This window comes from Streptomyces sp. NBC_00316, from assembly GCF_036158715.1.
GTDB lineage: Bacteria > Actinomycetota > Actinomycetes > Streptomycetales > Streptomycetaceae > Streptomyces.
The window spans coordinates 4,812,710-4,834,660 of record NZ_CP108023.1 but is presented as its reverse complement, the minus strand read 5'-3'; the positions used below and the strand labels follow the sequence as shown (position 1 = coordinate 4,834,660).

The following is a 21,951-nucleotide window of genomic DNA, read 5'->3' as shown; positions in this document are numbered from 1 at the left end:
GCGGCATTCACCCGAATGATGGGCCGTCATCCCCCGCCAACGCCCCCGACCTGGCCCGAAAGAACACGCATAGCCCATCTAGTCCCATTCGATGGCGAGATATCACGTTTCTTACCATTCCGCATGGTTCCATCTCGCCATGGAGGAAATCAGATGATGACTGGAGACCAACAGCAGGACACCAACCCGCGGTGGGCCACGTCGCGGCGGCGCATTCTCACCGCAGCCGCACTGGCGCCGACACTGGCGGCCATCTCGCCGGCTGCGGCCGGCGCGATGCCCGGCGGGATGACCGGGTCGCGAAAGCAGAAGATGGTCAAGCCGCTGACCACCCGTATGTCGGACTGGGCAGGCGTGGCCAAAGTGCTGGGCCGCAGCGGCAACCTGCTGCGGGGAACGACCTACCACACACCCTTCCCCCGCGACGATCTCCATGTCGTCGCCGAGGGAGTCGCCATCACACCGGCGCTCGCCCTGGGCGCGCACGTGGCCTTCGTCCGTTACGCCGACGGCACCACGATGTGCATGGGTGACGTGGCGGTCACCGAGCGGGAACTGCAGCATGTGATCGACGCCTGGCAGGAACACGGAATCGCGCAGACCGCGCTCCACAAGCATCTGCCTTCCCAGCACCCCGACATCTGGTGGGTCCACGTCCACGGACACGGCCGTGACGAACTGGCCCTGGCACGCGGCCTGCGCGCGGGATTCGACAGAACCGGCATCCCGCCGGCCAAGCCGGCCGGCCCGCCGCGCCCCGTCGCCCTGAACACTGCCGCAATCGACGCCGCGCTGGGCGCCAAGGGTTCCAGCGACGGCGTGGTCTACAAGGCCGTCTTCGCCCGTCGCGAGACGATCTGCGACGGCCATCTGGTCCTGCCCTCCGGTCTGGGCGCGACCAGTGCGTTCATCTTCCAGCCGCTGGGTGGCGGCCGGGCCGCGCTCAGCGGCGACTGCGTCATGCTCGCCGAGGAGGTCCAGCACGTGCTGGGGGCCCTGCGACGGGGCGGGATCAAGCTCGTCGAACTGCACAACCACCACTTGACGGAGAGCCCCCGCCTGTTCTTCACCCATTTCTGGGCCGTGGGCGACGCCGTCAAGCTCGCCAGAGCGCTGGGCCGCGCGGTGAAAGCCACCAACGTCGTGCCAACCAGCGGAGTATGACGAGCAGGCAGCGCATGGCCGCCACGGCGTCTCCGCGCTGCCGGTGACTGCCCCTCGCTGTCAGTGGCACCGCTCGCTGTCGGCCGCCCGCCCCCACCGGCCCCGCAGGGGTTCACCGGGGGCGGGCCGCGGCCGCTTCACAGGGACCTATGGGGCCAATTGCCGCACAGCGGTGAGTGTCCCGGCGGTCGATCGGGTACCCACGACATACCTATGCCCTGCTTCATTGCGGTAGGTACTGAATCACCCCTCAGAACCCATATCTGGAGCTCCGTATGGAACCAGTCTCCACCGCCCGTGACTGTCCGTTCGACTACGCCGAGGCCCTCGAATTCGACCCGGTGCTCAGACAACTGCAGAACGAAGAACCCGTAGCCCGCATCGTGCTCCCCCACGGTGAGGGTGAGGCATGGCTCGTCACCGGCTACGACGACGTGCGCACGGTGACCACCGACCGGCGTTTCAGCCGCAACGCCATCATCGGCACCGACTTCCCCCGCATGACTCCTGAACCCATCGTTCAGGACGAGGCGATCAACGTGATGGACCCGCCGGCCAGCAGCCGCCTGCGCAGCCTGATCTCCAAGGGCTTCGCGCCGCGCCACATGGAACGCATGCGGGCACGGACCCAGCATGTCGTGGACGAGCTGCTGGACCGGATGGAGGAGCACGGTTCCCCCGCCGATCTCTTCGAGCACCTGGCGGCCCCGCTTCCCCTGACCACCATCTGCGAGGTCCTCGACATTCCCGAGGCCGACCGCGCACAACTGCGGGCTCATGCGCGGACCATGATGGACCTCACCATCGACAACAAGGACAACGCGGTACGGGCCAAGGCCGATCTCCGCGCCTACTTCACGACGCTGACGGCGGACCGGCGGGCCAACCCGGGCGACGACCTGATCAGCGCGCTGGCCACCGCCCGCGACGGGGACGAGCTCCTCAACGACAAGGAACTGGCCGTCATGGCCATGGTCCTGCTCATCACCGGCCAGGACACCACCACGTACGAGATCGGGAACCTCGCCTACACCCTGCTCACCCGCCCCAAGGAGCTCGCCATGCTGCGCGCCGAGCCCGCGATGCTCCCGCAGGCCATCGAGGAGATGCTGCGCTTCATCCCCTTCCGCAAGGGCGTCGGCATCCCCCGCATCGCCATGGAGGACGTGGAGCTGAGCGGCGTGAAGATCCGGGCGGGCGACGTGGTGCACGTCTCCTACCTGACAGCCAACCGGGACGGACGGAAGTTCGACCGTCCCGACGAGCTGGATCTGGAGCGCACGGGTCCGTCCCATATGACCTTCGGCTGGGGTGGCCATCACTGTCTCGGCGCCCCGCTCGCCGCCACGGAACTCGAGGTCGCGCTCGGCACCCTCCTGGAGCGCTTCCCGGACCTGCAGCTCGCGAAGCCGGCCGAGGAAGTGCGGTGGAACAAGACGTCGATCTGGCGCTATCCGCTTGCACTGCCTGTCACCTGGTGACGTCGGTACCCGGACGAGGCACCGGCCCCTCCCGGCCGGCCGGGACACGGCCGGCCGGGAAGGCGCAACAGGAGAGGCGCCGATCAGGTGAAGTGCGGTGCGTCCCGCCGGCCGCGGAACGCACCGCCGGGGACAGCGGGGCACCGTGCGCGGGCGGGACAACTGGGACAGCACCCGATCCCGGAGCCCGGCTCACTGTGGCTGAGGAAAGGGCTGTCATCGCCCCACGGCGGTCCTGAAAGGCCCGCCACCAGCCCCGCGTCGCCCTCGCCGAGCCGACGGAATCCGGCATATTCCGGGCCGGGCCGACAGCGCGTTCTGCCCGACATGCGACCCTCATGCGCCTGCCGTAGCGTGATGCGGAGGCCAGCCGAGGTGAGGCGGAAATACATCTGCCCACACGGTGAGAACTTGGTCTTTCGTCGGTCGGCCCGTCCGCGCCCACTCCAGGAGCATCGAACCCGGCACCGCAACCACCGAAGACAACAGGCTTCGCGCCGACCCGCGCGGCGCCGTGGTGGCTGCTGTCGTCGACCGCATGCCCCCGTACCGGCAGGGCCCGGCCGTGTGGACCACCGTCCGCTAGGAGGAGATCCATGGCGGTACTCTGCAAACCGGCAATCGCAGTTCCCGAGTACGTCATCACCAACGACGAAACGCTCGAACTGGCAAAACGGTTGCACGGCGACCATCCGCAGCTCGGTCTCGTACTGCGCCTGATCGAAAACACCGGTGTGCAGAAGCGGCACCTGATCCAGCCGATCGAAAAAGTGCTGCAACATCCGGGGTTCGACGCTCGGAGCATCATCTACGAGCAGCAGACCAAGGACCGCGTGCCGGCTGTCGTCCGCCAGGCACTCGACCAGGCGGAACTCGAGCCGTCACAGATCGACTTGATCATCTACGTCTCCTGCACCGGCTTCATGATGCCTCCGCCGACGGCGTGGCTCATAGGCAAGATGGGCTTCCGTCCGGAGACACGGCAACTGCCGATCGCCCAACTCGGCTGCGCCGCGGGCGGTGCGGCCGTCAACCGGGCCCACGACTTCTGCACGGCACACCCCGACGCCAACGTGCTCATCGTCGCCTGCGAGTTCTGCTCGCTCTGCTACCAGCCCACCGATCTGGGCGTGGGATCCCTGCTGTCCAACGGCCTGTTCGGCGACGGAATCGCAGCCGTCGCGGTACGGGGCAGGGGCGGCACCGGGATCCGCCTGGAACGGAACGGCTCGTACGTCATCCCGGACACCGAGGACTGGATCTCCTACGCAGTCCGGTCCACGGGCTTCCACTTCCAGCTCGACAAGCGCGTGCCCGGGACCATGGAACCACTCGCCCCGGCCCTGAGCACCCTCGCGGAACAGCACCAATGGAACGCCAGCAAAATGGACTTCTACATCATCCACGCAGGCGGGCCGCGCATCCTCGACGACCTGAGCCGCTTCCTCGACGTTCCGCCCGAGGCGTTCCGCTTCAGCCGGGCGACACTCACCGAGTACGGCAACATTGCCAGCGCGGTGGTGCTCGACGCCCTGGGCCGGATGTTCGACGAGGCATCGACCCTCCACGGCCAACGCGGCATGATGGCCGGCTTCGGCCCGGGCATCACCGCCGAGATCTCCCTGGGCAGCTGGACCTCGGAGCCCGAAGCGGAGGCGTGATCCGCACATCGGCGGGGTACGCACATCCGGCAACGTGACCGGAGACCCGGCACCCACAGCACCTCCGGCCCCCGGCCCTCAGGCACCGTCACCGGCCTGTGGACCGGGGGCCGTCCCCGAAGATCGACACCACCCGGGGTGACGTCCTCCTCTGGGCTACATTCACCGGCCATGACAAGATCACCCCGTGCCATACCCAGCACCCCTCAGTCGCTCGCCCGGGCCGCACAGATCCTCATAGGGCTGTACGCCCTGCTCGACCCCATGCGGCCGAGGCTCTTCAGTGCGACCGACCACGGGCTCTTCTACTCCCGCTACCTGTCGGTCTCCTTCGTCGTGGGGATCGCCACGCTCATCACCTTCCTCCTCTGGTTCCGCCGATGCCGGTACAACGCCCAGGCACTGTCGGTCGGCCCGTTCGCCCACTCGCCGGGCTGGGCGGTGGGCGCCTGGTTCACTCCGGTGCTGATGTGGTGGCGGCCTCGCCGCATCGCCCTCGACATCCATCGAGCCATCGGCCACGACCCCGCCCCGGACACCACCATCACCCTCATCAACGCCTGGTGGGCGGCGTGGATCGCGCACATGGTGGGAGCCATGATGGCCGCCTCCTCGGCCTACGCCGGCTCCGTCGTCGTGTCGGCGGCGAGCCAGGCGCTGTATCTGATCGCCGCGGTACTCCTCGTCCTGGTCATCCAGCGGATCACCGTCGCCCAGACGAGCGCCGTGACCACGTACGCACCAGCCGTCCGCTGAACCGGTGCCGGGTCTCCGGCAACGGCAGAAAGGCCGGCACCCACAGGGGCACCGGCCTTCCCGCCCGAGGTCAGGCGACGAGCTCGGCCTCGCCCGCCGGGTCCGCGGCAGGCTCGGGCTCGGCGTCGCGCATGACCAGGGCGGCCAGGACCGCGGCGGCGACGACGCCGATCGCGCCGACCGTGAAGGTGGTCGCCATCGAGGCGGTGAAGGCGTCCCGGGCGGCCTGGATCAGGCCGGTGTCGCCGTGGGCCACGGCCAGCGCGCCGGCGATCGAGTGCTTCGCCTGCTCGGGTGCGTCGGCGGACATCTCACGGGCGAATCCGCTCGACAGCAGCGAGCCGAGAATCGCGATGCCGAGCGCGGTGCCCGCCTGCTGGATGGTGTCGTTCAGGGCCGAGCCGACGCCCGCCTTGTCCGCCGGAATGGTGCCCATCAGCGCGCCGACCGCGGCCGGCATCGCAAGGCCCGCGCCGAGTCCGAGCAGGCCGAGCGCGATCGCCGGGACGGCGAAGGCGGTGTCGGCCGAGACGGTGGTGAGCAGCGCGAAGGACGAGGCCATGACGAGCATCCCGGCCAGAACCAGCAGCCGGTTGCCGGTCCTGGCGGCGAGCCCCGCACCCGCGAGGTTGCCGACCAGCGCGGTGACGGCCAGCGGTACGAACGCGAGGCCCGCCTTGACCGGCGAGTAGCCGAGGACGAACTGCAGGTACTGGGTGAGCACCAGCAGCAGGCCGCCGTTGCCGATCTGGACGAGGGTCAGCGACAGTGAGCCGCCGCTGAAGTTGCGGTGCTTGAACAGGACCAGCGGCACCATCGGCGCGGAGGTGACGTTCTCCCACACCACGAACCCGCCGAGGGCGGCGACCGCGACGGCCAGGGTGACCGTCGACCGTCCGCCGAAGGCACCGTGCTGCGGAAGCTCGATGATCCACCAGACCAGGGCGGTCATGCCGGCCGCGGACAGCACCGCGCCGAGCGGGTCGGGCTTCTGCCACGGCCCCTTCGACTCCGGCATCAGGGTGAGACCCGCCAGGACGGCCAGTGCGACGACCGGGACGTTGATGAAGAAGATCGAGTGCCACGAGAAGTGGTTGATCAGCACGCCACCGAGCACCGGGCTGCCGACGAGGCCGAGCATCGACACCGAGCTCCACGCCGCCATCGCCTTGCCGCGTTCCTCGTCGTCGAAGACGGTGATGAGGATCGACAGCGTCGAGGGCATGATCAGCGCCCCGCCGACCCCCATCGCGACCCGCGCGGCAATCACTTCGCCGGGGTTCGTGCAGAACGTCGCGGCCAGTGACGCCACCCCGAAGAGCAGCAGGCCGATGATCATGATCTTCCGTCGGCCGAACCGGTCCCCGAGGCTGCCCGAGGTGAGCAGCAGCCCGGCGAAGACCAGGATGTAGGAGTCGAGGATCCACTGGGTGTCCTGGGCGCTCGCGCCGATGTCCTCGGCCATCGCCGGCAACGCGACGGTCAGCGCCATGCTGTCGACCACCAGGACCAGCGAGCTGAGGCACAGCACGATGAGGATCCACCAGCGGCGTGGGTTGCGGGTTTCCATGGTTTTCCCTTCGGCTGCGCACACTGTTCCTTCGATGCGAACACTGTACGCAGATGGGTACGGCGTGCGCAAGCCTCACTCATGTACGCTGGATGCGAACGGTGTACGCACTAAGGAGCGCCATGGCCGCCAAGACGAACCCGATCCCGTCCGTGTGGGCCCGGCAGCAGAGCGAGCCCGATCAGCCCACGCTCAGCCGGGCCGCGATCGTTCGCGAGGCGATCGCCATGCTGGACGCCGAGGGCATCGAGGCGCTGAGCATGCGCAAGCTCGGGGCGCGCCTGAACGCGGGCGCCACTTCCCTCTACCGCCACGTCGCCACCAAGGACGAGCTGATGGAGCTCGCGGTGGACGAGGCCTTCGCGGAGATCGCCGTCCCCTCGGCCGGCAGTCCCGACTGGCGCGCCGCCACCACCGAGGCCGCCCGGTCCTTCCGCGCGACAGCCCTGCGCCACCCGTGGCTGGCCTCGGTCCTCGGCCAGGCGGGCCTCGCCTACCTGGGCCCCAACCTCATGTCCTTCTCCGAGCGACTGGCCGCCCTGTTCACGGCCGCCGGCTTCCCCGAGCCGAGCCGCGCGATCGACACCGTCCTCTCCTACGTCATCGGCATGAGCACCACGGAAGCGGCGTGGCTCACCACGGTCGCCCGCTCCGGCGAGACCGAGGCGGCCTTCATCGCCCGCCTCATGCCTGCCGCCCAGCGCGCCGCGGCCGATCACGAGCACCTCGCCGGCTCCTACGCCGCCGCGGCCCCCAACCCCGCCGAGGTCCGCAACGACAAGTTCGCCTACGGCCTGGACGTCGTCCTCGACGGCCTGGCCATGCGGCTCCCGAACCAGGGTTCGCCGTCGGCGTGATCGCGACCGGCGGGTCACGGTCGACCACCTCGCCCGCCATGAACCGCCCGACACCACAGGGCACTTCGGGCAGCCTCAGTCCTGAACGCCGTACAGCGCGCCCCCACCCGGCCGCCATGCGCACTCCACCCAGAGCAGCTTCCCGCCGTGCCCCGGCAGCCCGCCGTGCAACGGGTACCCGCCCCAGCTGTCCGCCCACAGGGTGACGAGGTGCAGCCCCCGCCCCCGCTCGGCGAGCGCCGACGGGGTATGCGCGCCACCCCGGAACGGCGGCGGGATGTCCGGGTTGGTGTCCCAGACGCTCAGCCTGATCCGGTGCCGTCCGGCGTCGCGCAGCCGGAGCGAGTACGGGCCCGAGGAGTGCAGGTACGCGTTGGTGACGAGTTCACTCGCGATCAGTTCAGCGGTCTCGATCAGATCCCCCATGCCATGCACCCGGAGCACGGAACGGAGAGTGGCACGGGCGATACCGGGAGCCCGGGGATCTTGCGGGAGTTGGAGGGTGTACGCCCAGGGCGGCGTTACGGTGGCCAGGACCATGGAAGTCTCCGATCACGGAGGGAAGTTGGATCGTGCGTTTCCGATTGCCCGGTGACGAGGCCGCTCCGTCGAGCGGGGTACTTCCGGGCGAAGGCCTGAGCATCAACGTAGCGATTCACGGCTAACGTGTTAACCGATTCCCAGAGAATCCATGAACTGACACCCGTGTGGGTGACCAGCCGCTCAAGGAGGCGAACCCGCCCGTGAGAACCAACCCAACGGGTCGTCAACTCCGCTTCGGCGGCGAACTGCGCAAGCTCCGCGAGCGCGCAGGCCTCACCGCCACCCAGGCCGGTCGACTGCTGGGTGTGAAACAGAACCAGATCAGCAACATGGAGGCCGGTCGCGTCGGCGTGAGCCCCGAGCGGGTACACACGCTTGCCTGCCACTACGACTGCACGGACAAGGGCCTCATCACAGCGCTCAGCGAGATGACCGCCGACCGTACGCGCGGCTGGTGGGAGGAGTACCGGGAGATCCTGCCCGCCCCCCTGCTCGATCTGGCCGAGATCGAACACCATGCGCACCGGCTTCGCACCGCTGTCACCGTCCACATTCCCGGCCTCCTCCAGACCGCGGAATACGCGCGCGAAGTCTTCCGCCAGGACGTTCCGGAGCTGTCGCCGCCCGACATCGAGCACCGCATCTCCTTTCGTATCAAGCGACAGGCAGTCCTGTTCCGCGAGTCACCGACGCCACACCAGGCAGTCGTCCACGAGGCCGCGCTGCGGATGCAGTTCGGCGGCGCAGCGGTGACCCGGCAACAGCTTCGGCACCTACTCGACATGGGCGAGCGAGAGCACATCACCCTCCACGTGATTCCGTTTTCCGCGGGAACCTTCGCCGGGTCCGGTCAGTCGATCTACTACTTCTTCGGGCCGGTACCTCAGCTCGACACCGTCAATCTCGACCAGTCGCACGGGCCCGTCTTCCTGGACGCCGAGGCTCAGCTGACGAAGTACCGCGTACTCCTCGGCCGCATGGAATCCACAGCGCTCGACGCCGACCGTTCGCGAGACTTCATCCACAACATCGCCCGCAGCCTGTGAAGGAATCCACGATGGACGCTCCCACCTGGCAGAAGTCCTCCTACTGCGCCCAGGGGAACTCTTGCGTACACGTCGCCGCCCATCACGGCACGATCAACGTCACCGAGAGCGGCGATCCCAGCGGAGCGATACTCCGCACCACCCCCACCGCCTGGGCCGCGCTCATCCAAACCGTCAAGGACGGCACCTGCCGTGGCTGACCCGGCGATCCCGGCCGACCTCCGCTGGATCCGCGCCGCACCCGACGGCGAACAGGGGCCCGGCCCCTGGATCGAGGTGGCATTCGGGCCGGACGAGTTCGTCTATCTACGGGAGACCAGCGACCCCGGAAACGTCGTGACGACCACCATGACGAAATGGGATGCCTTCACCAGGGGAGTGACGGCCGGCGAGTTCGACCACTTCGCGGAGCTCGACGGAGCGGGCTCGGACGCTCCCTCCTGATCGCCCGTCACCTCGCACTTTCGGCCCACGAAGTGCGTCCCGGCCAGGGTGGCGGGATGCCGATCATTGCTCGGGGTCACGCTCCGTGATACACAGAGTAACCATACGTGTTCGGTCACACACCGATTCGATCCGCAGGTCAGGGCGGTCGAACCGGTCAAACGTGCGGGGTCCGAGGAAAGAGAGCCGCCAAGTCGTCGTGCGAGAGCGGTTTCATCAGCGAAGATAGAGGGTGACCCGTGCCATGTGGCAGGGGCATGAACTACCCAACAGGGGCGGTGACTTACATGGTCCTGGCAGCTGACACTGATAAGGGCGGCATCAGCACCATCATCAACGGCATCGCGCCCAAGTGGGGGCCGTTCGGAGCCCTGGGCGACGAAGCCAAGGTGATGATCGAGGTCGTCATGGCCGTCGCCATCCTGCTCTGCTTCGGCATCGCCATCTGGGGAGCGGCCAAACAACGCATCGGTGCCACGGCGTTGCGCGACACGTTCAGCGCCGAACAGGGCAAGGGTCTGATTGTTGCCGGTCTGACCGGTGTGTTCATCATCGGATCGCTCGGGACCCTGTTCACCATCGTCTATGGCATGGCCATCTAGCCACCCATCGGCCTGATCGGAGCTCCCTCCACCGCATCCGCCTTCCACACCATCCGTCCGTCGTGCCCACCGGCAGAGGTTGTGTCTCCCTGATGTCGAGTCACCACACCGCACTCACGCGGGAACCAGCACGGCTACCGTCGTACTACGCGGAATCGCACACGGTTGAGGGGGCCTACGCGGTATGAGTCATGGTGACGGTCACGGCTACGGCAGCGATTCCGGTTCAAGCCGTACGGATGATGGATACAGCACCCTCGGTGGTACGCGCCAGACCCGTACCCGATTCGCCGAGGGCGACAGCGACGGCTACAGCGGCACCCGTCGGCCGGCCCGCAGCTCACGGTCCCTGGTGACAATGGTCGGCGTGGTCGTTCTGCTCCTCGCGGCCATCGCATTCGCGAACATGGGCGGTGGCACGGACGACGACGCCTCGGGCGCCGGCGGGAGCGGCGACAGCAAGGCGGGCGCGGCCCCGACGGCGGCGACGGGGACGAAGCCGGTGACGGGAAAGAACGGCACGATCGCGTCGGGGTTCGCGCACAACGAGCAGGGGGCGCAGAGCGCGGCAACGAATTACGCGGTCGCGCTGGGCTCCGCTGAGATGTTCAACGCCACCTCACGCCAGGAAATCCTGCAGGCTACCCACGACCCGGCGGTCGTCGGCCGTCTCCAGACCGACATGGACAAGGCCTACTCCGCAAGCCTCTTCAAGAACGTCGGCCTGAACGAGGACGGCAGCACGCCCAGTGGACTGACGTTCGTGTCCCGGACGGTGCCGGTTGGTACCAAGGTGGTCGATCAGAGCAACGAGACGGCCACCGTCGAGGTGTGGTGCACAGGCCTTGTTGGGATGGCCGGGCAAGGGTCCACCAAGCCTGTCACTGAGACCTGGTTCACCATCACGGAGCACCTGAAGTGGGTCGCGAACGACTGGAAAATTGAGTCGTCGAACCAGAAAGAAGGCCCGACGCCGGTCAGCGGCGGCAACAGGGCCTCGACTGCGGACGAAATCGCCGGTGCGGTTGAGCAGTACGGAGGCTTCACCTATGCCCGATAGCCGTCGCCCCCACGCGATCCCGCTCGCGACCGTCCTGGGCAGCCTCCCAGCGGCAGTCATCCTGCTGGCCTCCAACGCCGCCGCGGCACCGAGTCCCACTCCGAGCCCGTCACCGAGCAAGAGCAACAACGCGTGCGACCTCATCGTCGGGCTCGCCAAGGACTACTGCGAGAACGGCGACGCAGGCAGCCCCAAAACCGTCTCCCCCGACGACGCCACCAACGCCCTCGACCCCCTCTCCTCCCTCGCCCGCGGCTGCGCCGACGCCGCGGCCTGGATCGTCGGCAAGCTCAGCGAAGCGGTCAAGGGCACCGCGAACGTCGACTTCACGAACCCCAAGTTCCTCCAGCAGTACGCGGTCGTCTTCGCCGCCGCCACCTTCCTCACGCTGGTCCTCTGGCTGCTCGCCGTCGCCAAGCGCGCCATCCGCGGCGTCCCGGTGGCCACCGCGATCTCCGAGGCCGTCGGGTTCCTCTGGCTGACCGTGCTCGCCTCCGCGTTCACGCCGCTGATCCTCTACACGGTCGTCTCGGCGACCGACGGTGTCACCGACGTCATCGCGTCGTCCTCCGGCGGGCAGACGGACGTCTTCTTCGGGTCGTTCGCCGAGGCGCTCAACAAGGGCTCGGACATCGGTGGCGGACCGATCATGCTGATCGTCGTCTCGCTCGTCTCGATCCTCGCCGCGGGCGTGCTCTGGCTCGAGCTCGTGATCCGGGCCGCGCTGCTCTACGTGGGCGCTCTCCTCGGTGTCGTCGTCTACTCCGGACTCGTCGACAAGAACATGTGGGGTCACGTCCGCCGCTGGGCAGGCATCATGATCGCTGTGATCATGGTGAAGCCGGTCATCGTCATCGTGCTCGGGCTGGCCGGAGCGCTCTCCTCCGACGGCGGCCCGAACGCGTTCTCCGCCGTCGTCTCCGGCCTCGCCATCATCCTGCTCGCGATCTTCGCCTCGGCGATGATCTACCGCTTCGTACCCGGCTTCGGCGACGAGATCCAGGGCGCCCGCACCAACCGCAAGCAGGCCACCGACGGCGCCCAGGCCGCCGCCCTGATCAGTTCGCCGGCCGCTCTCGTCTCGCAGGGCATCAAGACCCACAGCAGCCGCAGCGGAGGCGCCGACAACAGCGGAGGCGGCACCGGCGGCCGGCCCGCCAACCCGGTCAGCGGCGGGGTGGCCGCGCACAGCTCCCGCAACCCCGGCGGGAGCGGGGTCGGCGGCGGATCTGTCCCCTCCGCCGCACCTCCGCCCCGCAGCGGGTCCGGCCCCACCGCCGGCACCCCCCACAGCAGCCGCAGCCCGCGCGGCGGATCAGGTAACTCAGGCACCAACCGCACAGGAGGTGGAGGGCGTTGACGACCCAGTCCCATCCGGTCGCGCCCCGCCGCACGTATCTCATCGGCCGGGCCCGGCCGAACGCGATCGTCGGCAAGAACCGCGAGACCGGCGAGATCGCGCTGATCATCGTCGGCGCGTTCCTCGGCATGATGAGCGGGCTGATCGTCCCCGTCCTGTCCCTGCGGATCGTGCTCCTCACGGGCTTCCCGCTGCTGGCGCTCACCATGGTGTACGTCCCGTACAAGCACCGCACCTTCTACAAGTGGTTCGAGATCAACCGCAGCTTCAAGCGGTCTCTCCGCCGAGGCACGACGTACCGGTCCGCAGCCATGGAGGCGGGCGTACGGGCCGACGGCCGCGAGGTCGAGATCGGCCCGCCCCCCGGCATCGGACGGATCAGCTGGCTGGCCGCGCCCTTCGGCCCGGACGAGATCGCCGTACTGCTGCACGCCGACCGCCGCACCGTCACCGCCGCGATCGAGATCGAGGGTCCCGGCGTCGGACTGCGCGACAGCGAGGACCAGGAGGCACTGGTCGACCGCTTCGGCACGCTGCTGAAGCATGTGGCCAACGGCGACGGCTTCGTGACCCGTATTCAGATGCTGGCCCGCACCCTTCCCGCCGACCCCGACGCCCACGCCAAGGACGTCGCCCAGCGCGGCGACCAGGCGGCCCCGGGCTGGCTGCAGGAGTCGTACGACCAGCTCCAGTCGATGGTCTCGACCTCGAGCGAACAGCACCGCGCCTACCTCGTCGCATGCATGCACTACGGACGCGAACTCGCCGCCGAGGCCAACGCCATGGCCCGCGCCGCCCGCCCCCAGGCCGGCCGCAAGCTCGACCGGGACGCCGGCCTCGCCGTCGTCATGGCACGCGAACTGACCGACATCTGCGCCCGCCTCGCCGAGGCGGACATCCGGGTGCGCCAGCCGCTCGGCCAGAGCCGGCTCGCCTCCCTGGTGCATTCGATGTACGACCCCGACCACCCCATCGACCACATCCAGGCGATGACGAAGCGCAACGCCTGGCCCGCCGAGCTGGACGCCGTCGAGCCGACGTACCTGCAGGCCAAGACCCGCGAATCGGCGACCCGCGCCCCCTGGTGCCACGCCACGGCCTGGGTGAAGGAGTGGCCGATGACGCCCGTCGGCGTCAACTTCCTGGCCCCGCTCCTCGTCCACACACCCGATGTGATCCGCACGGTCGCCGTCTGCATGGACCTCGAACCCACCGAGGTCGCCATCGAGCGCATGCTCACCGAGAAGACGAACGACGAGGCCGAGGCCAGCCGCCAGGCCAAGATGAACCGGACCGTCGACCCGCGCGACATCGCCGCCCACGGCAGGCTGGACCAGCGGGGTGAAGATCTCGCGAGCGGGGCGGCCGGAGTGAACCTCGTGGGGTACATCACCGTGTCGTCGCGATCTCCCGAGTCCCTCGCCCGTGACAAGCGGACGATCCGCGCCTCGGCCGGCAAGTCGTATCTGAAGCTGGAGTGGTGCGACCGCGAGCACCACCGCGCCTTTGTGAACACCCTGCCGTTCGCCACCGGCATCCGTCGCTAACCGAGAGGGCAGTCACGCCATGCGAGATCCGCTGTCCGCATTGTCGGATGCCTTCACCTCCTTCCTCTTCGGGAAGGTGGAGACGACCAGGCTGCCCGTACGCACCTCGACCGGCCAGGCGCAGGCCGTCTACCTGCCCACCGCGGCCCCCGGCCTCGGCGACTCCGGCGTGATCATCGGCCGCGAGGTGTACTCCGGCAAGGGCTACATCTACGACCCCTTCCAGCTGTACGGACAGCAGCTCCCCGCCCCGCACTGGCTGGTGCTCGGGGAGTCCGGCAACGGCAAGTCCGCGCTGGAGAAGACGTACGTGCTCCGCCAGCTCAGGTTCCGTGACCGTCAGGTCGTCGTCCTCGACGCGCAGGGCGAGGACGGCGTCGGCGAGTGGAACCTCATCGCCCAGGAACTCGGCCTCACCCCCGTACGGCTCGACCCGACCTCGGCCATGAACGGCGGGATCCGGCTCAACCCGCTGGACCCCTCGATCACCACGACCGGCCAGCTCGCCCTGCTCCGCACGATCATCGAAGTCGCGATGGGACACGGCCTCGACGAACGGTCCGGGTTCGCTCTGAAGGTCGCGCACGCCTACGTCAACGAGACGATCACCGACCGGCAGCCCGTGCTGACCGACATCGTCGAGCAACTGCGTCACCCGGAACCCGAGTCCGCCGAGGCGATGAACGTCGACATAGACGACGTACGGGCCTGGGGCCTCGATGTCGCCCTCGTCCTGGACCGGCTGGTCGACGGCGACCTGCGCGGCATGTTCGACGGCCCGACCTCCGCCGGCATCGACCTGGACGCACCACTGATCGTCTTCGACCTGTCGCACATCGACCGGAACTCCATCGCGATGCCGATCCTGATGGCGATCGTCGGCGTCTGGCTGGAACACACCTGGATCAGGCCCGACCGGAAGAAGCGCATCTTCCTGGTCGAGGAGGCCTGGCACATCATCAACTCGCCGTTCGTCGCCCAGCTCTTCCAGCGCCTGCTGAAGTTCGGGCGACGGCTGGGTCTGTCGTTCGTCGCCGTCGTCCACCACCTCAGCGATGTGGTCGACGGTGCCGCGGCACGTGAGGCGGCGGCCATCCTCAAGATGGCCTCGACCCGCACGATCTACGCGCAGAAGGCCGACGAGGCCAGAGCGACGGGGCGGGTGCTCGGTCTGCCGCGCTGGGCGGTCGAGATCATTCCCACTCTCACCCCCGGCATCGCGGTATGGGACGTCAACGGCAACGTACAGGTCGTCAAACACCTGATCACCGAGGCGGAACGCCCCCTCGTCTACACCGACCGCGCCATGACCGAGTCCTCCACCGCCGACCTGCGCCCGGAGGACGTACGCGCCGCAGACCTGGAGGCGGAACAGCGCGCGGCACGCATCGAGCACCAGCAACGGCTGAACGAGTCGTCCGAGTCAACGGTGGCATGACATGGCGGGTCGCACTCCGGACCGGGGCAACGAGCAGGGCACCGGCGGCATCCCTGACGGTCTGCTGGTCGGCCTGCTGGGCTTCCTGCTCGGGCTGACGGTCCTGGTCTGGACGGCCACCGGCATGTCCGGCCTGTTCGCCCACGGCGCCTGGCCGAAGGGCGTCATCTTCACCGAGACCCCGCTCGCCATGCGCCGGCTGGCGGCGTCGCCGCATGACATCCCGGCCGCCTGGCCCGACACACCGGCGGGCGAGCTCTCCGGATACGGGCTGTTCTGGGGCCTGTTCATCGGTGAGCTCATGGTGCTCATGGTTCTGACGGTATTCGTGATGGGAGTGGTGACCCGCTGGCGCGCGGTACGGACCCAGCGCCGGCACGCGCGGCAGACGGCGCGCACGGAACACGACGAGCCCGTCATGATGCAGGCACCCGCCCCCGAGCAGGCTCCGGTAACCATGGCCCCGACACCCACAGAGTCTCCGGCAGAAGCCGGACCCGGGACGTCCAGCACACTCAGCGCACCCAGCGCACCCAGCGCGACAGAAGCCCTTCTCCTCTCCCCGGCCGTCCCCTCCCCCCGTACGCCCCACATCGTCTACGGCCCGGCCGCCACCCGCCGCCCCACCGTCGTACAGGCCATCCGGGAAGCCGACGGACCGGCCCTGGTCGTCACCTCGGACCCCACCGTCTGGGCCGAGACGAAGGACGCCCGCGCCAAACTCGGCCCCGTTCTCGTCTACGACCCGGGTCATCTCTGCGACACCCCGGCCCGCCTCCACTGGTCCCCCACCGCCGGGTGCGAAGCACCGCACACGGCAGCCGCCCGCGCCCTCGCGCTCCTCGCCCCGGTCCGGCCGCAGGCCCGTATCGACGCCATGACGGCGGAGACCGCGGAGACCCTCCTCCAGTGCTGGCTCCACGCCGCTGCCATAGACGGCCGCCCGTTCCGTCAGGTCCACCGCTGGGCCCTCGGCTCCAGCGCCCACGAACCGGTACGCCTGCTCCGGACACACCCCAAGGCCTCCTCCGGACTCGCCGGCCTGCTGGAGTCCGCGCTCACCGGCCACCCCGAACGCAGAGAGATGGCACAGGAGTTGACGGTACGGGCCTTCGCCGCGCTCTCCTCGATCCACATCCGCGAAGCCTGCACACCGAACCGATCCGATGCGCTCGCACTGGAATCTTTTACGGGCGAAGGGGGCACTCTTTATGTGGTAGGTGAACCCATCGAGGATCCTCGCTCCGCCCCGGGTGCGATGCCTCTGCTCACCGCCCTCGCCTCACACGTGGTCGAGCACGGCCGCCGCATGGCCGCACGGTCAACCGACGGTCGGCTCGACCCACCAATGACGCTCGTCCTCGACGACGTCGCGGCCGTGGCGCCCGTGCCTCAGCTCCCGGAGCTGCTGTCGACGGGCCAGGACCAGGGCCTGCCGACGCTGGTCCTGCTCCGCTCCGAGGAACAGGCTCGCGCCCGCTGGTCGTCCCCGCTCTGAGCCGTCGCGCGACAGCCATCGCCTGTGCGGAAGCCCCGGCATCCCGGGGAGGCCGGGCCGACCGCCATCCGGTCCGGGCTGACAGTTTCAGCCGGCCGTTGCCGTGGGCATCAGCCGGGACGGACGATCTCGTACTCCAGCTCCAGCGCCGTCGGATCGTTCGGTACCGCCGTGGTCTCCCCGCTCGGCACGAAACCGAACCGCCGGTAGAAGGCAGCGGCCCGCGGATTGTTCTCGTGCACATACAGCCGCACCCGCTCGATCCGCGGCTCGCCCAGTGACCACGCCCAGTCGACCCCGGCCCGGAACAACCGCTCGGCCAGCCCGCTGCCCCGCGCCTCGGGCCGTACGAACACCCCGACCACATGGGCCTGGTGGACCTTGGCCGCCTCACCGAACCGCAGATCGCCGTCCGGCCGCTCGATCAGCACACTGATCGTGCCCGCCCAGCTCCCGTCGGACGCCTCGGCGATGAACTGCCGCACCTCGTTCCCACCGGCCTCCGCCCCACGGGCCGTACGTCCCTGCCAGAAGTCATCGGGCTCGGCGAGAGCCTGCTCGTACGTTTCCAGGAAGGCCACCGGTGCCACAGGGTCCTGCAGAGCGGCGAGCCGGAGGTCCTTGACCAGCGGCCATTCCTCGGCACGTACGGGGCGAATCACATAGTCCATACGCCGATCCTGTCCCGCGCCCCGTGCTGAGGCAATCGAATTCGGATGCCCGTGCTGTTCTCGGGCTCGTACTGTGTACTTCCGTGACAGACATGAAAGGCCTGCTCGCGGCCTACGACGAGCAGATGCGCGGTGCATCGCCCCACCCGCCGGCAGGGGTCGTCCATGAACAGGACGGACCCCTCGTCCGGACCGTCGGCCAGTTCCGCGGCTTCATCAACGCCCCACGTGACGTGGGCCTGCGGGGCGCCGCACTCGACGAGTTGATCGTGCGTCAGCGTGACTACTTCGCCGCACGGGGGGAGTCGGTGGAATGGAAGACGCGGGGCCACGACCGCCCGGCCGACCTCCCCGAGCGGCTGCGCGCGGCCGGCTTCGTTCCGGAGGACGAGGAGACCATCCTCATCGGTCTCACCCAGGACATGGCATCACCGCCCGTGCTCCCGGACGGCGTTGCACTCCGCCAGGTCACCGAGGCCGCCGACATGCACCGCATAGCGGCGATGGAGTCGGTCATCTGGGGCGAGGACCTGAGCATGATCGGCGACGACCTGGCAGGCCGGGTGGCCGCTGCCCCTGACGACATCGCCGTCCTGGTCGCCGAAGCCGGCGGCGAACTCGTCTCCGCGGCCTGGCTGGTCTTCAGGGACGGCACCGAATTCGCCGGCCTGTGGGGCGGTTCCACACTCTCCGACTGGCGAGGACGCGGGATCTACCGTGCGCTGGTCTCCGCCCGTGCCGAGATCGCGGCAGCCCGCGGAGTCAGCTATCTGCAAGTGGACGCATCCGACGACAGCGCACCGATCCTGCGCCGTCTCGGCTTTCACGCAGTGACCACGACGACCCCGTACATATGGTCACCGTCGAATTGAACAACTACCCCCGAACGCAGAAAAGCCCCGCACCAGAGGTGCGGGGCTTTCCCGGAATAATTGTTCGGCGGCGTCCTACTCTCCCACAGGGTCCCCCCTGCAGTACCATCGGCGCTGAAAGGCTTAGCTTCCGGGTTCGGAATGTAACCGGGCGTTTCCCTAACGCAATGACCACCGAAACACTATGAAATTAACCAACACCGGACAACAACACGGCCGTTCGTTATTTCAGAACTAACACAGTGGACGCGAGCAACTGAGGACAAGCCCTCGGCCTATTAGTACCAGTCAGCTCCACCCGTTACCGGGCTTCCACATCTGGCCTATCAACCCAGTCGTCTACTGGGAGCCTTAACCCCTCAAAGGGGGTGGGAATACTCATCTCGAAGCAGGCTTCCCGCTTAGATGCTTTCAGCGGTTATCCTTTCCGAACGTAGCCAACCAGCCATGCCCTTGGCAGGACAACTGGCACACCAGAGGTTCGTCCGTCCCGGTCCTCTCGTACTAGGGACAGCCCTTCTCAATATTCCTACGCGCGCAGCGGATAGGGACCGAACTGTCTCACGACGTTCTAAACCCAGCTCGCGTACCGCTTTAATGGGCGAACAGCCCAACCCTTGGGACCGACTCCAGCCCCAGGATGCGACGAGCCGACATCGAGGTGCCAAACCATCCCGTCGATATGGACTCTTGGGGAAGATCAGCCTGTTATCCCCGGGGTACCTTTTATCCGTTGAGCGACAGCGCTTCCACAAGCCACTGCCGGATCACTAGTCCCGACTTTCGTCCCTGCTCGACCCGTCGGTCTCACAGTCAAGCTCCCTTGTGCACTTACACTCAACACCTGATTGCCAACCAGGCTGAGGGAACCTTTGGGCGCCTCCGTTACTCTTTAGGAGGCAACCGCCCCAGTTAAACTACCCATCAGACACTGTCCCTGATCCGGATCACGGACCCAGGTTAGACATCCAGCACGACCAGAGTGGTATTTCAACGGCGACTCCACAACCACTGGCGTGGCTGCTTCAAAGTCTCCCACCTATCCTACACAAGCCGAACCGAACACCAATATCAAACTGTAGTAAAGGTCCCGGGGTCTTTCCGTCCTGCTGCGCGAAACGAGCATCTTTACTCGTAGTGCAATTTCACCGGGCCTATGGTTGAGACAGTCGAGAAGTCGTTACGCCATTCGTGCAGGTCGGAACTTACCCGACAAGGAATTTCGCTACCTTAGGATGGTTATAGTTACCACCGCCGTTTACTGGCGCTTAAGTTCTCAGCTTCGCCGACCCGAAAGTCAGCTAACCGGTCCCCTTAACGTTCCAGCACCGGGCAGGCGTCAGTCCGTATACATCGCCTTACGGCTTCGCACGGACCTGTGTTTTTAGTAAACAGTCGCTTCTCGCTGGTCTCTGCGGCCACCCCCAGCTCATGGAGTAAATCCAATCACCAGTGATGGCCCCCCTTCTCCCGAAGTTACGGGGGCATTTTGCCGAGTTCCTTAACCATAGTTCACCCGAACGCCTCGGTATTCTCTACCTGACCACCTGAGTCGGTTTAGGGTACGGGCCGCCATGAAACTCGCTAGAGGCTTTTCTCGACAGCATAGGATCATCCACTTCGCCACAATCGGCTCGGCATCAGGTCTCAGACTCATGTGTGACGGATTTACCTACCACACGCCCTACACCCTTACCCCGGGACTACCACCGCCCGGGCTGGACTACCTTCCTGCGTCACCCCATCGCTTACCTAGTACAAGTCTGGTTCGTCGGCTCCACCACTACCCTCAACTCCGAAGAGATCGGGCCGGCTTCACGGACTTAGCATCGCCTGATTCAGTATTGGGCGTTTCAAAGCGGGTACCGGAATATCAACCGGTTGTCCATCGACTACGCCTGTCGGCCTCGCCTTAGGTCCCGACTTACCCTGGGCAGATCAGCTTGACCCAGGAACCCTTAGTCAATCGGCGCACACGTTTCTCACGTGTGTATCGCTACTCATGCCTGCATTCTCACTCGTGAACCGTCCACAACTCGCTTCCGCGGCTGCTTCACCCGGCACACGACGCTCCCCTACCCATCCGTACTCCCGTTGGGGATATATGTACGAATGACACGACTTCGGCGGTACGCTTGAGCCCCGCTACATTGTCGGCGCGGAATCACTTGACCAGTGAGCTATTACGCACTCTTTCAAGGGTGGCTGCTTCTAAGCCAACCTCCTGGTTGTCTCTGCGACTCCACATCCTTTCCCACTTAGCGTACGCTTAGGGGCCTTAGTCGATGCTCTGGGCTGTTTCCCTCTCGACCATGGAGCTTATCCCCCACAGTCTCACTGCCGTGCTCTCACTTACCGGCATTCGGAGTTTGGCTAAGGTCAGTAACCCGGTAGGGCCCATCGCCTATCCAGTGCTCTACCTCCGGCAAGAAACACACGACGCTGCACCTAAATGCATTTCGGGGAGAACCAGCTATCACGGAGTTTGATTGGCCTTTCACCCCTAACCACAGGTCATCCCCCAGGTTTTCAACCCTGGTGGGTTCGGTCCTCCACGAAGTCTTACCTCCGCTTCAACCTGCCCATGGCTAGATCACTCCGCTTCGGGTCTTGAGCGTGCTACTAAAACGCCCTATTCGGACTCGCTTTCGCTACGGCTTCCCCACACGGGTTAACCTCGCAACACACCGCAAACTCGCAGGCTCATTCTTCAAAAGGCACGCAGTCACGACCCACATCCGAAGATGTGAGCGACGCTCCCACGGCTTGTAGGCACACGGTTTCAGGTACTATTTCACTCCGCTCCCGCGGTACTTTTCACCATTCCCTCACGGTACTATCCGCTATCGGTCACCAGGGAATATTTAGGCTTAGCGGGTGGTCCCGCCAGATTCACACGGGATTTCTCGGGCCCCGTGCTACTTGGGTGTCTCTCAAACGAGCCGTCAATGTTTCAGCTACGGGGGTCTTACCCTCTACGCCGGACCTTTCGCATGTCCTTCGCCTACATCAACGGTTTCTGACTCGTCTCACGGCCGGCAGACCGCAAAAGAGAGATCCCACAACCCCGCATGCGCAACCCCTGCCGGGTATCACACGCATACGGTTTGGCCTCATCCAGTTTCGCTCGCCACTACTCCCGGAATCACGGTTGTTTTCTCTTCCTGAGGGTACTGAGATGTTTCACTTCCCCTCGTTCCCTCCACACTGCCTATGTGTTCAGCAGCGGGTGACAGCCCATGACGACTGCCGGGTTTCCCCATTCGGACACCCCCGGATCAAAGCTCGGTTGACAGCTCCCCGGGGCCTATCGTGGCCTCCCACGTCCTTCATCGGTTCCTGGTGCCAAGGCATCCACCGTGCGCCCTTAAAAACTTGGCC

18 protein-coding genes and 2 rRNA genes are annotated in these 21,951 nt (G+C 66.9%); 15 read left to right on the top strand and 5 right to left on the bottom strand.

The features are described from left to right. Window positions 1–153 precede the first annotated feature (153 nt). The 4 genes from OG878_RS21455 (at window position 154) to OG878_RS21440 (ending at window position 5,062) form a co-directional block, all read left to right on the top strand. Window positions 154–1,164 (top strand): DUF1259 domain-containing protein, encoded by a 1,011-nt coding sequence (locus tag OG878_RS21455; RefSeq protein WP_328888276.1) that lies wholly within the window; start codon window positions 154–156, stop codon window positions 1,162–1,164. A gap of 275 nt (window positions 1,165–1,439) precedes the next feature. After that, window positions 1,440–2,645, top strand: coding sequence for a cytochrome P450 (locus OG878_RS21450; RefSeq protein WP_328888275.1), 1,206 nt, complete (start codon window positions 1,440–1,442; stop codon window positions 2,643–2,645). Window positions 2,646–3,241: 596 nt separating this feature from the next. After that, window positions 3,242–4,306, top strand: coding sequence for a type III polyketide synthase (locus OG878_RS21445; protein ID WP_328888274.1), 1,065 nt, complete (start codon window positions 3,242–3,244; stop codon window positions 4,304–4,306). Between the two features lie 171 nt (window positions 4,307–4,477). Next, window positions 4,478–5,062 carry a DUF4328 domain-containing protein gene (locus tag OG878_RS21440; protein WP_328888273.1) on the top strand — a complete coding sequence of 195 codons (585 nt, stop codon included), beginning with the start codon at window positions 4,478–4,480 and terminating at the stop codon, window positions 5,060–5,062. Between the two features lie 70 nt (window positions 5,063–5,132). Here the strand turns inward: OG878_RS21440 and OG878_RS21435 are convergent, their stop codons facing one another. Beyond that, window positions 5,133–6,632: an MFS transporter gene (locus tag OG878_RS21435; protein WP_328888272.1), complete on the bottom strand. Its 1,500-nt coding sequence runs from the start codon at window positions 6,630–6,632 to the stop codon at window positions 5,133–5,135. Between the two features lie 122 nt (window positions 6,633–6,754). Here OG878_RS21435 and OG878_RS21430 point away from each other — a divergent pair, with 122 nt between their 5' ends. Further along, window positions 6,755–7,489 carry a TetR/AcrR family transcriptional regulator gene (locus OG878_RS21430; RefSeq protein WP_328888271.1) on the top strand — a complete coding sequence of 245 codons (735 nt, stop codon included), beginning with the start codon at window positions 6,755–6,757 and terminating at the stop codon, window positions 7,487–7,489. Window positions 7,490–7,564: 75 nt separating this feature from the next. Here the strand turns inward: OG878_RS21430 and OG878_RS21425 are convergent, their stop codons facing one another. Beyond that, a complete protein-coding gene (locus OG878_RS21425; RefSeq protein ID WP_328888270.1) occupies window positions 7,565–8,029 on the bottom strand; it encodes an ATP-binding protein in 465 nt (154 codons plus the stop codon). 203 nt (window positions 8,030–8,232) lie between these two features. Here OG878_RS21425 and OG878_RS21420 point away from each other — a divergent pair, with 203 nt between their 5' ends. The 9 genes from OG878_RS21420 to OG878_RS21380 all read left to right on the top strand — a co-directional run bounded on the left by OG878_RS21420 (window position 8,233) and on the right by OG878_RS21380 (window position 17,027). After that, window positions 8,233–9,078: a helix-turn-helix domain-containing protein gene (locus OG878_RS21420; RefSeq protein ID WP_328888269.1), complete on the top strand. Its 846-nt coding sequence runs from the start codon at window positions 8,233–8,235 to the stop codon at window positions 9,076–9,078. 11 nt (window positions 9,079–9,089) lie between these two features. Next, entirely contained in the window at window positions 9,090–9,278 is a 189-nt protein-coding gene (locus OG878_RS21415; RefSeq protein ID WP_328888268.1) for a DUF397 domain-containing protein, read from the top strand. Beyond that, a complete protein-coding gene (locus tag OG878_RS21410) occupies window positions 9,271–9,522 on the top strand; it encodes a DUF397 domain-containing protein (RefSeq protein ID WP_328888267.1) in 252 nt (83 codons plus the stop codon). The genes OG878_RS21415 and OG878_RS21410 overlap by 8 nt, the downstream gene beginning before the upstream one ends. Before the next feature lie 287 nt (window positions 9,523–9,809). Continuing rightward, complete coding sequence (locus OG878_RS21405; protein ID WP_030924923.1) at window positions 9,810–10,124, top strand: hypothetical protein; 315 nt, start codon at window positions 9,810–9,812, stop codon at window positions 10,122–10,124. A 184-nt stretch (window positions 10,125–10,308) separates the two neighbouring features. Further along, window positions 10,309–11,184, top strand: coding sequence for a hypothetical protein (locus OG878_RS21400; protein ID WP_328888266.1), 876 nt, complete (start codon window positions 10,309–10,311; stop codon window positions 11,182–11,184). Further along, window positions 11,174–12,544: a hypothetical protein gene (locus OG878_RS21395; RefSeq protein WP_328888265.1), complete on the top strand. Its 1,371-nt coding sequence runs from the start codon at window positions 11,174–11,176 to the stop codon at window positions 12,542–12,544. Before OG878_RS21400 ends, OG878_RS21395 begins: the two co-directional genes overlap by 11 nt. After that, complete coding sequence (locus OG878_RS21390; RefSeq protein WP_328888264.1) at window positions 12,541–14,091, top strand: SCO6880 family protein; 1,551 nt, start codon at window positions 12,541–12,543, stop codon at window positions 14,089–14,091. The genes OG878_RS21395 and OG878_RS21390 overlap by 4 nt, the downstream gene beginning before the upstream one ends. 19 nt (window positions 14,092–14,110) lie before the next feature. Further along, window positions 14,111–15,529 carry an ATP-binding protein gene (locus tag OG878_RS21385; RefSeq protein ID WP_328888263.1) on the top strand — a complete coding sequence of 473 codons (1,419 nt, stop codon included), beginning with the start codon at window positions 14,111–14,113 and terminating at the stop codon, window positions 15,527–15,529. Between the two features lies 1 nt (window position 15,530). Then, entirely contained in the window at window positions 15,531–17,027 is a 1,497-nt protein-coding gene (locus OG878_RS21380; RefSeq protein WP_328888262.1) for a type VI secretion protein, read from the top strand. Between the two features lie 110 nt (window positions 17,028–17,137). On the opposite strand, the gene OG878_RS21375 is transcribed toward OG878_RS21380, so the two are convergent. Beyond that, entirely contained in the window at window positions 17,138–17,698 is a 561-nt protein-coding gene (locus OG878_RS21375; protein WP_328888261.1) for a GNAT family N-acetyltransferase, read from the bottom strand. Between the two features lie 92 nt (window positions 17,699–17,790). On the opposite strand from OG878_RS21375, the gene OG878_RS21370 reads away from it, so the two are divergent. Continuing rightward, window positions 17,791–18,570 carry a GNAT family N-acetyltransferase gene (locus OG878_RS21370; protein ID WP_443049263.1) on the top strand — a complete coding sequence of 260 codons (780 nt, stop codon included), beginning with the start codon at window positions 17,791–17,793 and terminating at the stop codon, window positions 18,568–18,570. Window positions 18,571–18,632: 62 nt separating this feature from the next. On the opposite strand, the gene rrf is transcribed toward OG878_RS21370, so the two are convergent. Together rrf and OG878_RS21360 are read right to left on the bottom strand one after the other, a co-directional pair. Beyond that, window positions 18,633–18,749 (bottom strand): 5S ribosomal RNA (rrf, locus tag OG878_RS21365). Between the two features lie 79 nt (window positions 18,750–18,828). Then, window positions 18,829–21,951: ribosomal RNA gene (locus OG878_RS21360) — 23S ribosomal RNA — on the bottom strand.

Bases quoted from the DNA above. Each gene is read 5' to 3' on its own strand.
- OG878_RS21435 (WP_328888272.1), bottom strand. From the start codon at position 6,632: ATGGAAACCCGCAACCCACGCCGCTGGTGGATCCTCATCGTGCTGTGC.
- OG878_RS21405 (WP_030924923.1), top strand. From the start codon at position 9,810: ATGGTCCTGGCAGCTGACACTGATAAGGGCGGCATCAGCACCATCATC.
- OG878_RS21415 (WP_328888268.1), top strand. From the start codon at position 9,090: ATGGACGCTCCCACCTGGCAGAAGTCCTCCTACTGCGCCCAGGGGAAC.
- OG878_RS21445 (WP_328888274.1), top strand. From the start codon at position 3,242: ATGGCGGTACTCTGCAAACCGGCAATCGCAGTTCCCGAGTACGTCATC.
- OG878_RS21400 (WP_328888266.1), top strand. From the start codon at position 10,309: ATGAGTCATGGTGACGGTCACGGCTACGGCAGCGATTCCGGTTCAAGC.
- OG878_RS21450 (WP_328888275.1), top strand. From the start codon at position 1,440: ATGGAACCAGTCTCCACCGCCCGTGACTGTCCGTTCGACTACGCCGAG.
- OG878_RS21380 (WP_328888262.1), top strand. From the start codon at position 15,531: ATGGCGGGTCGCACTCCGGACCGGGGCAACGAGCAGGGCACCGGCGGC.
- OG878_RS21385 (WP_328888263.1), top strand. From the start codon at position 14,111: ATGCGAGATCCGCTGTCCGCATTGTCGGATGCCTTCACCTCCTTCCTC.
- OG878_RS21375 (WP_328888261.1), bottom strand. From the start codon at position 17,698: ATGGACTATGTGATTCGCCCCGTACGTGCCGAGGAATGGCCGCTGGTC.
- OG878_RS21425 (WP_328888270.1), bottom strand. From the start codon at position 8,029: ATGGTCCTGGCCACCGTAACGCCGCCCTGGGCGTACACCCTCCAACTC.
- OG878_RS21455 (WP_328888276.1), top strand. From the start codon at position 154: ATGATGACTGGAGACCAACAGCAGGACACCAACCCGCGGTGGGCCACG.
- OG878_RS21395 (WP_328888265.1), top strand. From the start codon at position 11,174: ATGCCCGATAGCCGTCGCCCCCACGCGATCCCGCTCGCGACCGTCCTG.
- OG878_RS21440 (WP_328888273.1), top strand. From the start codon at position 4,478: ATGACAAGATCACCCCGTGCCATACCCAGCACCCCTCAGTCGCTCGCC.
- OG878_RS21370 (WP_443049263.1), top strand. From the start codon at position 17,791: ATGAAAGGCCTGCTCGCGGCCTACGACGAGCAGATGCGCGGTGCATCG.
- OG878_RS21430 (WP_328888271.1), top strand. From the start codon at position 6,755: ATGGCCGCCAAGACGAACCCGATCCCGTCCGTGTGGGCCCGGCAGCAG.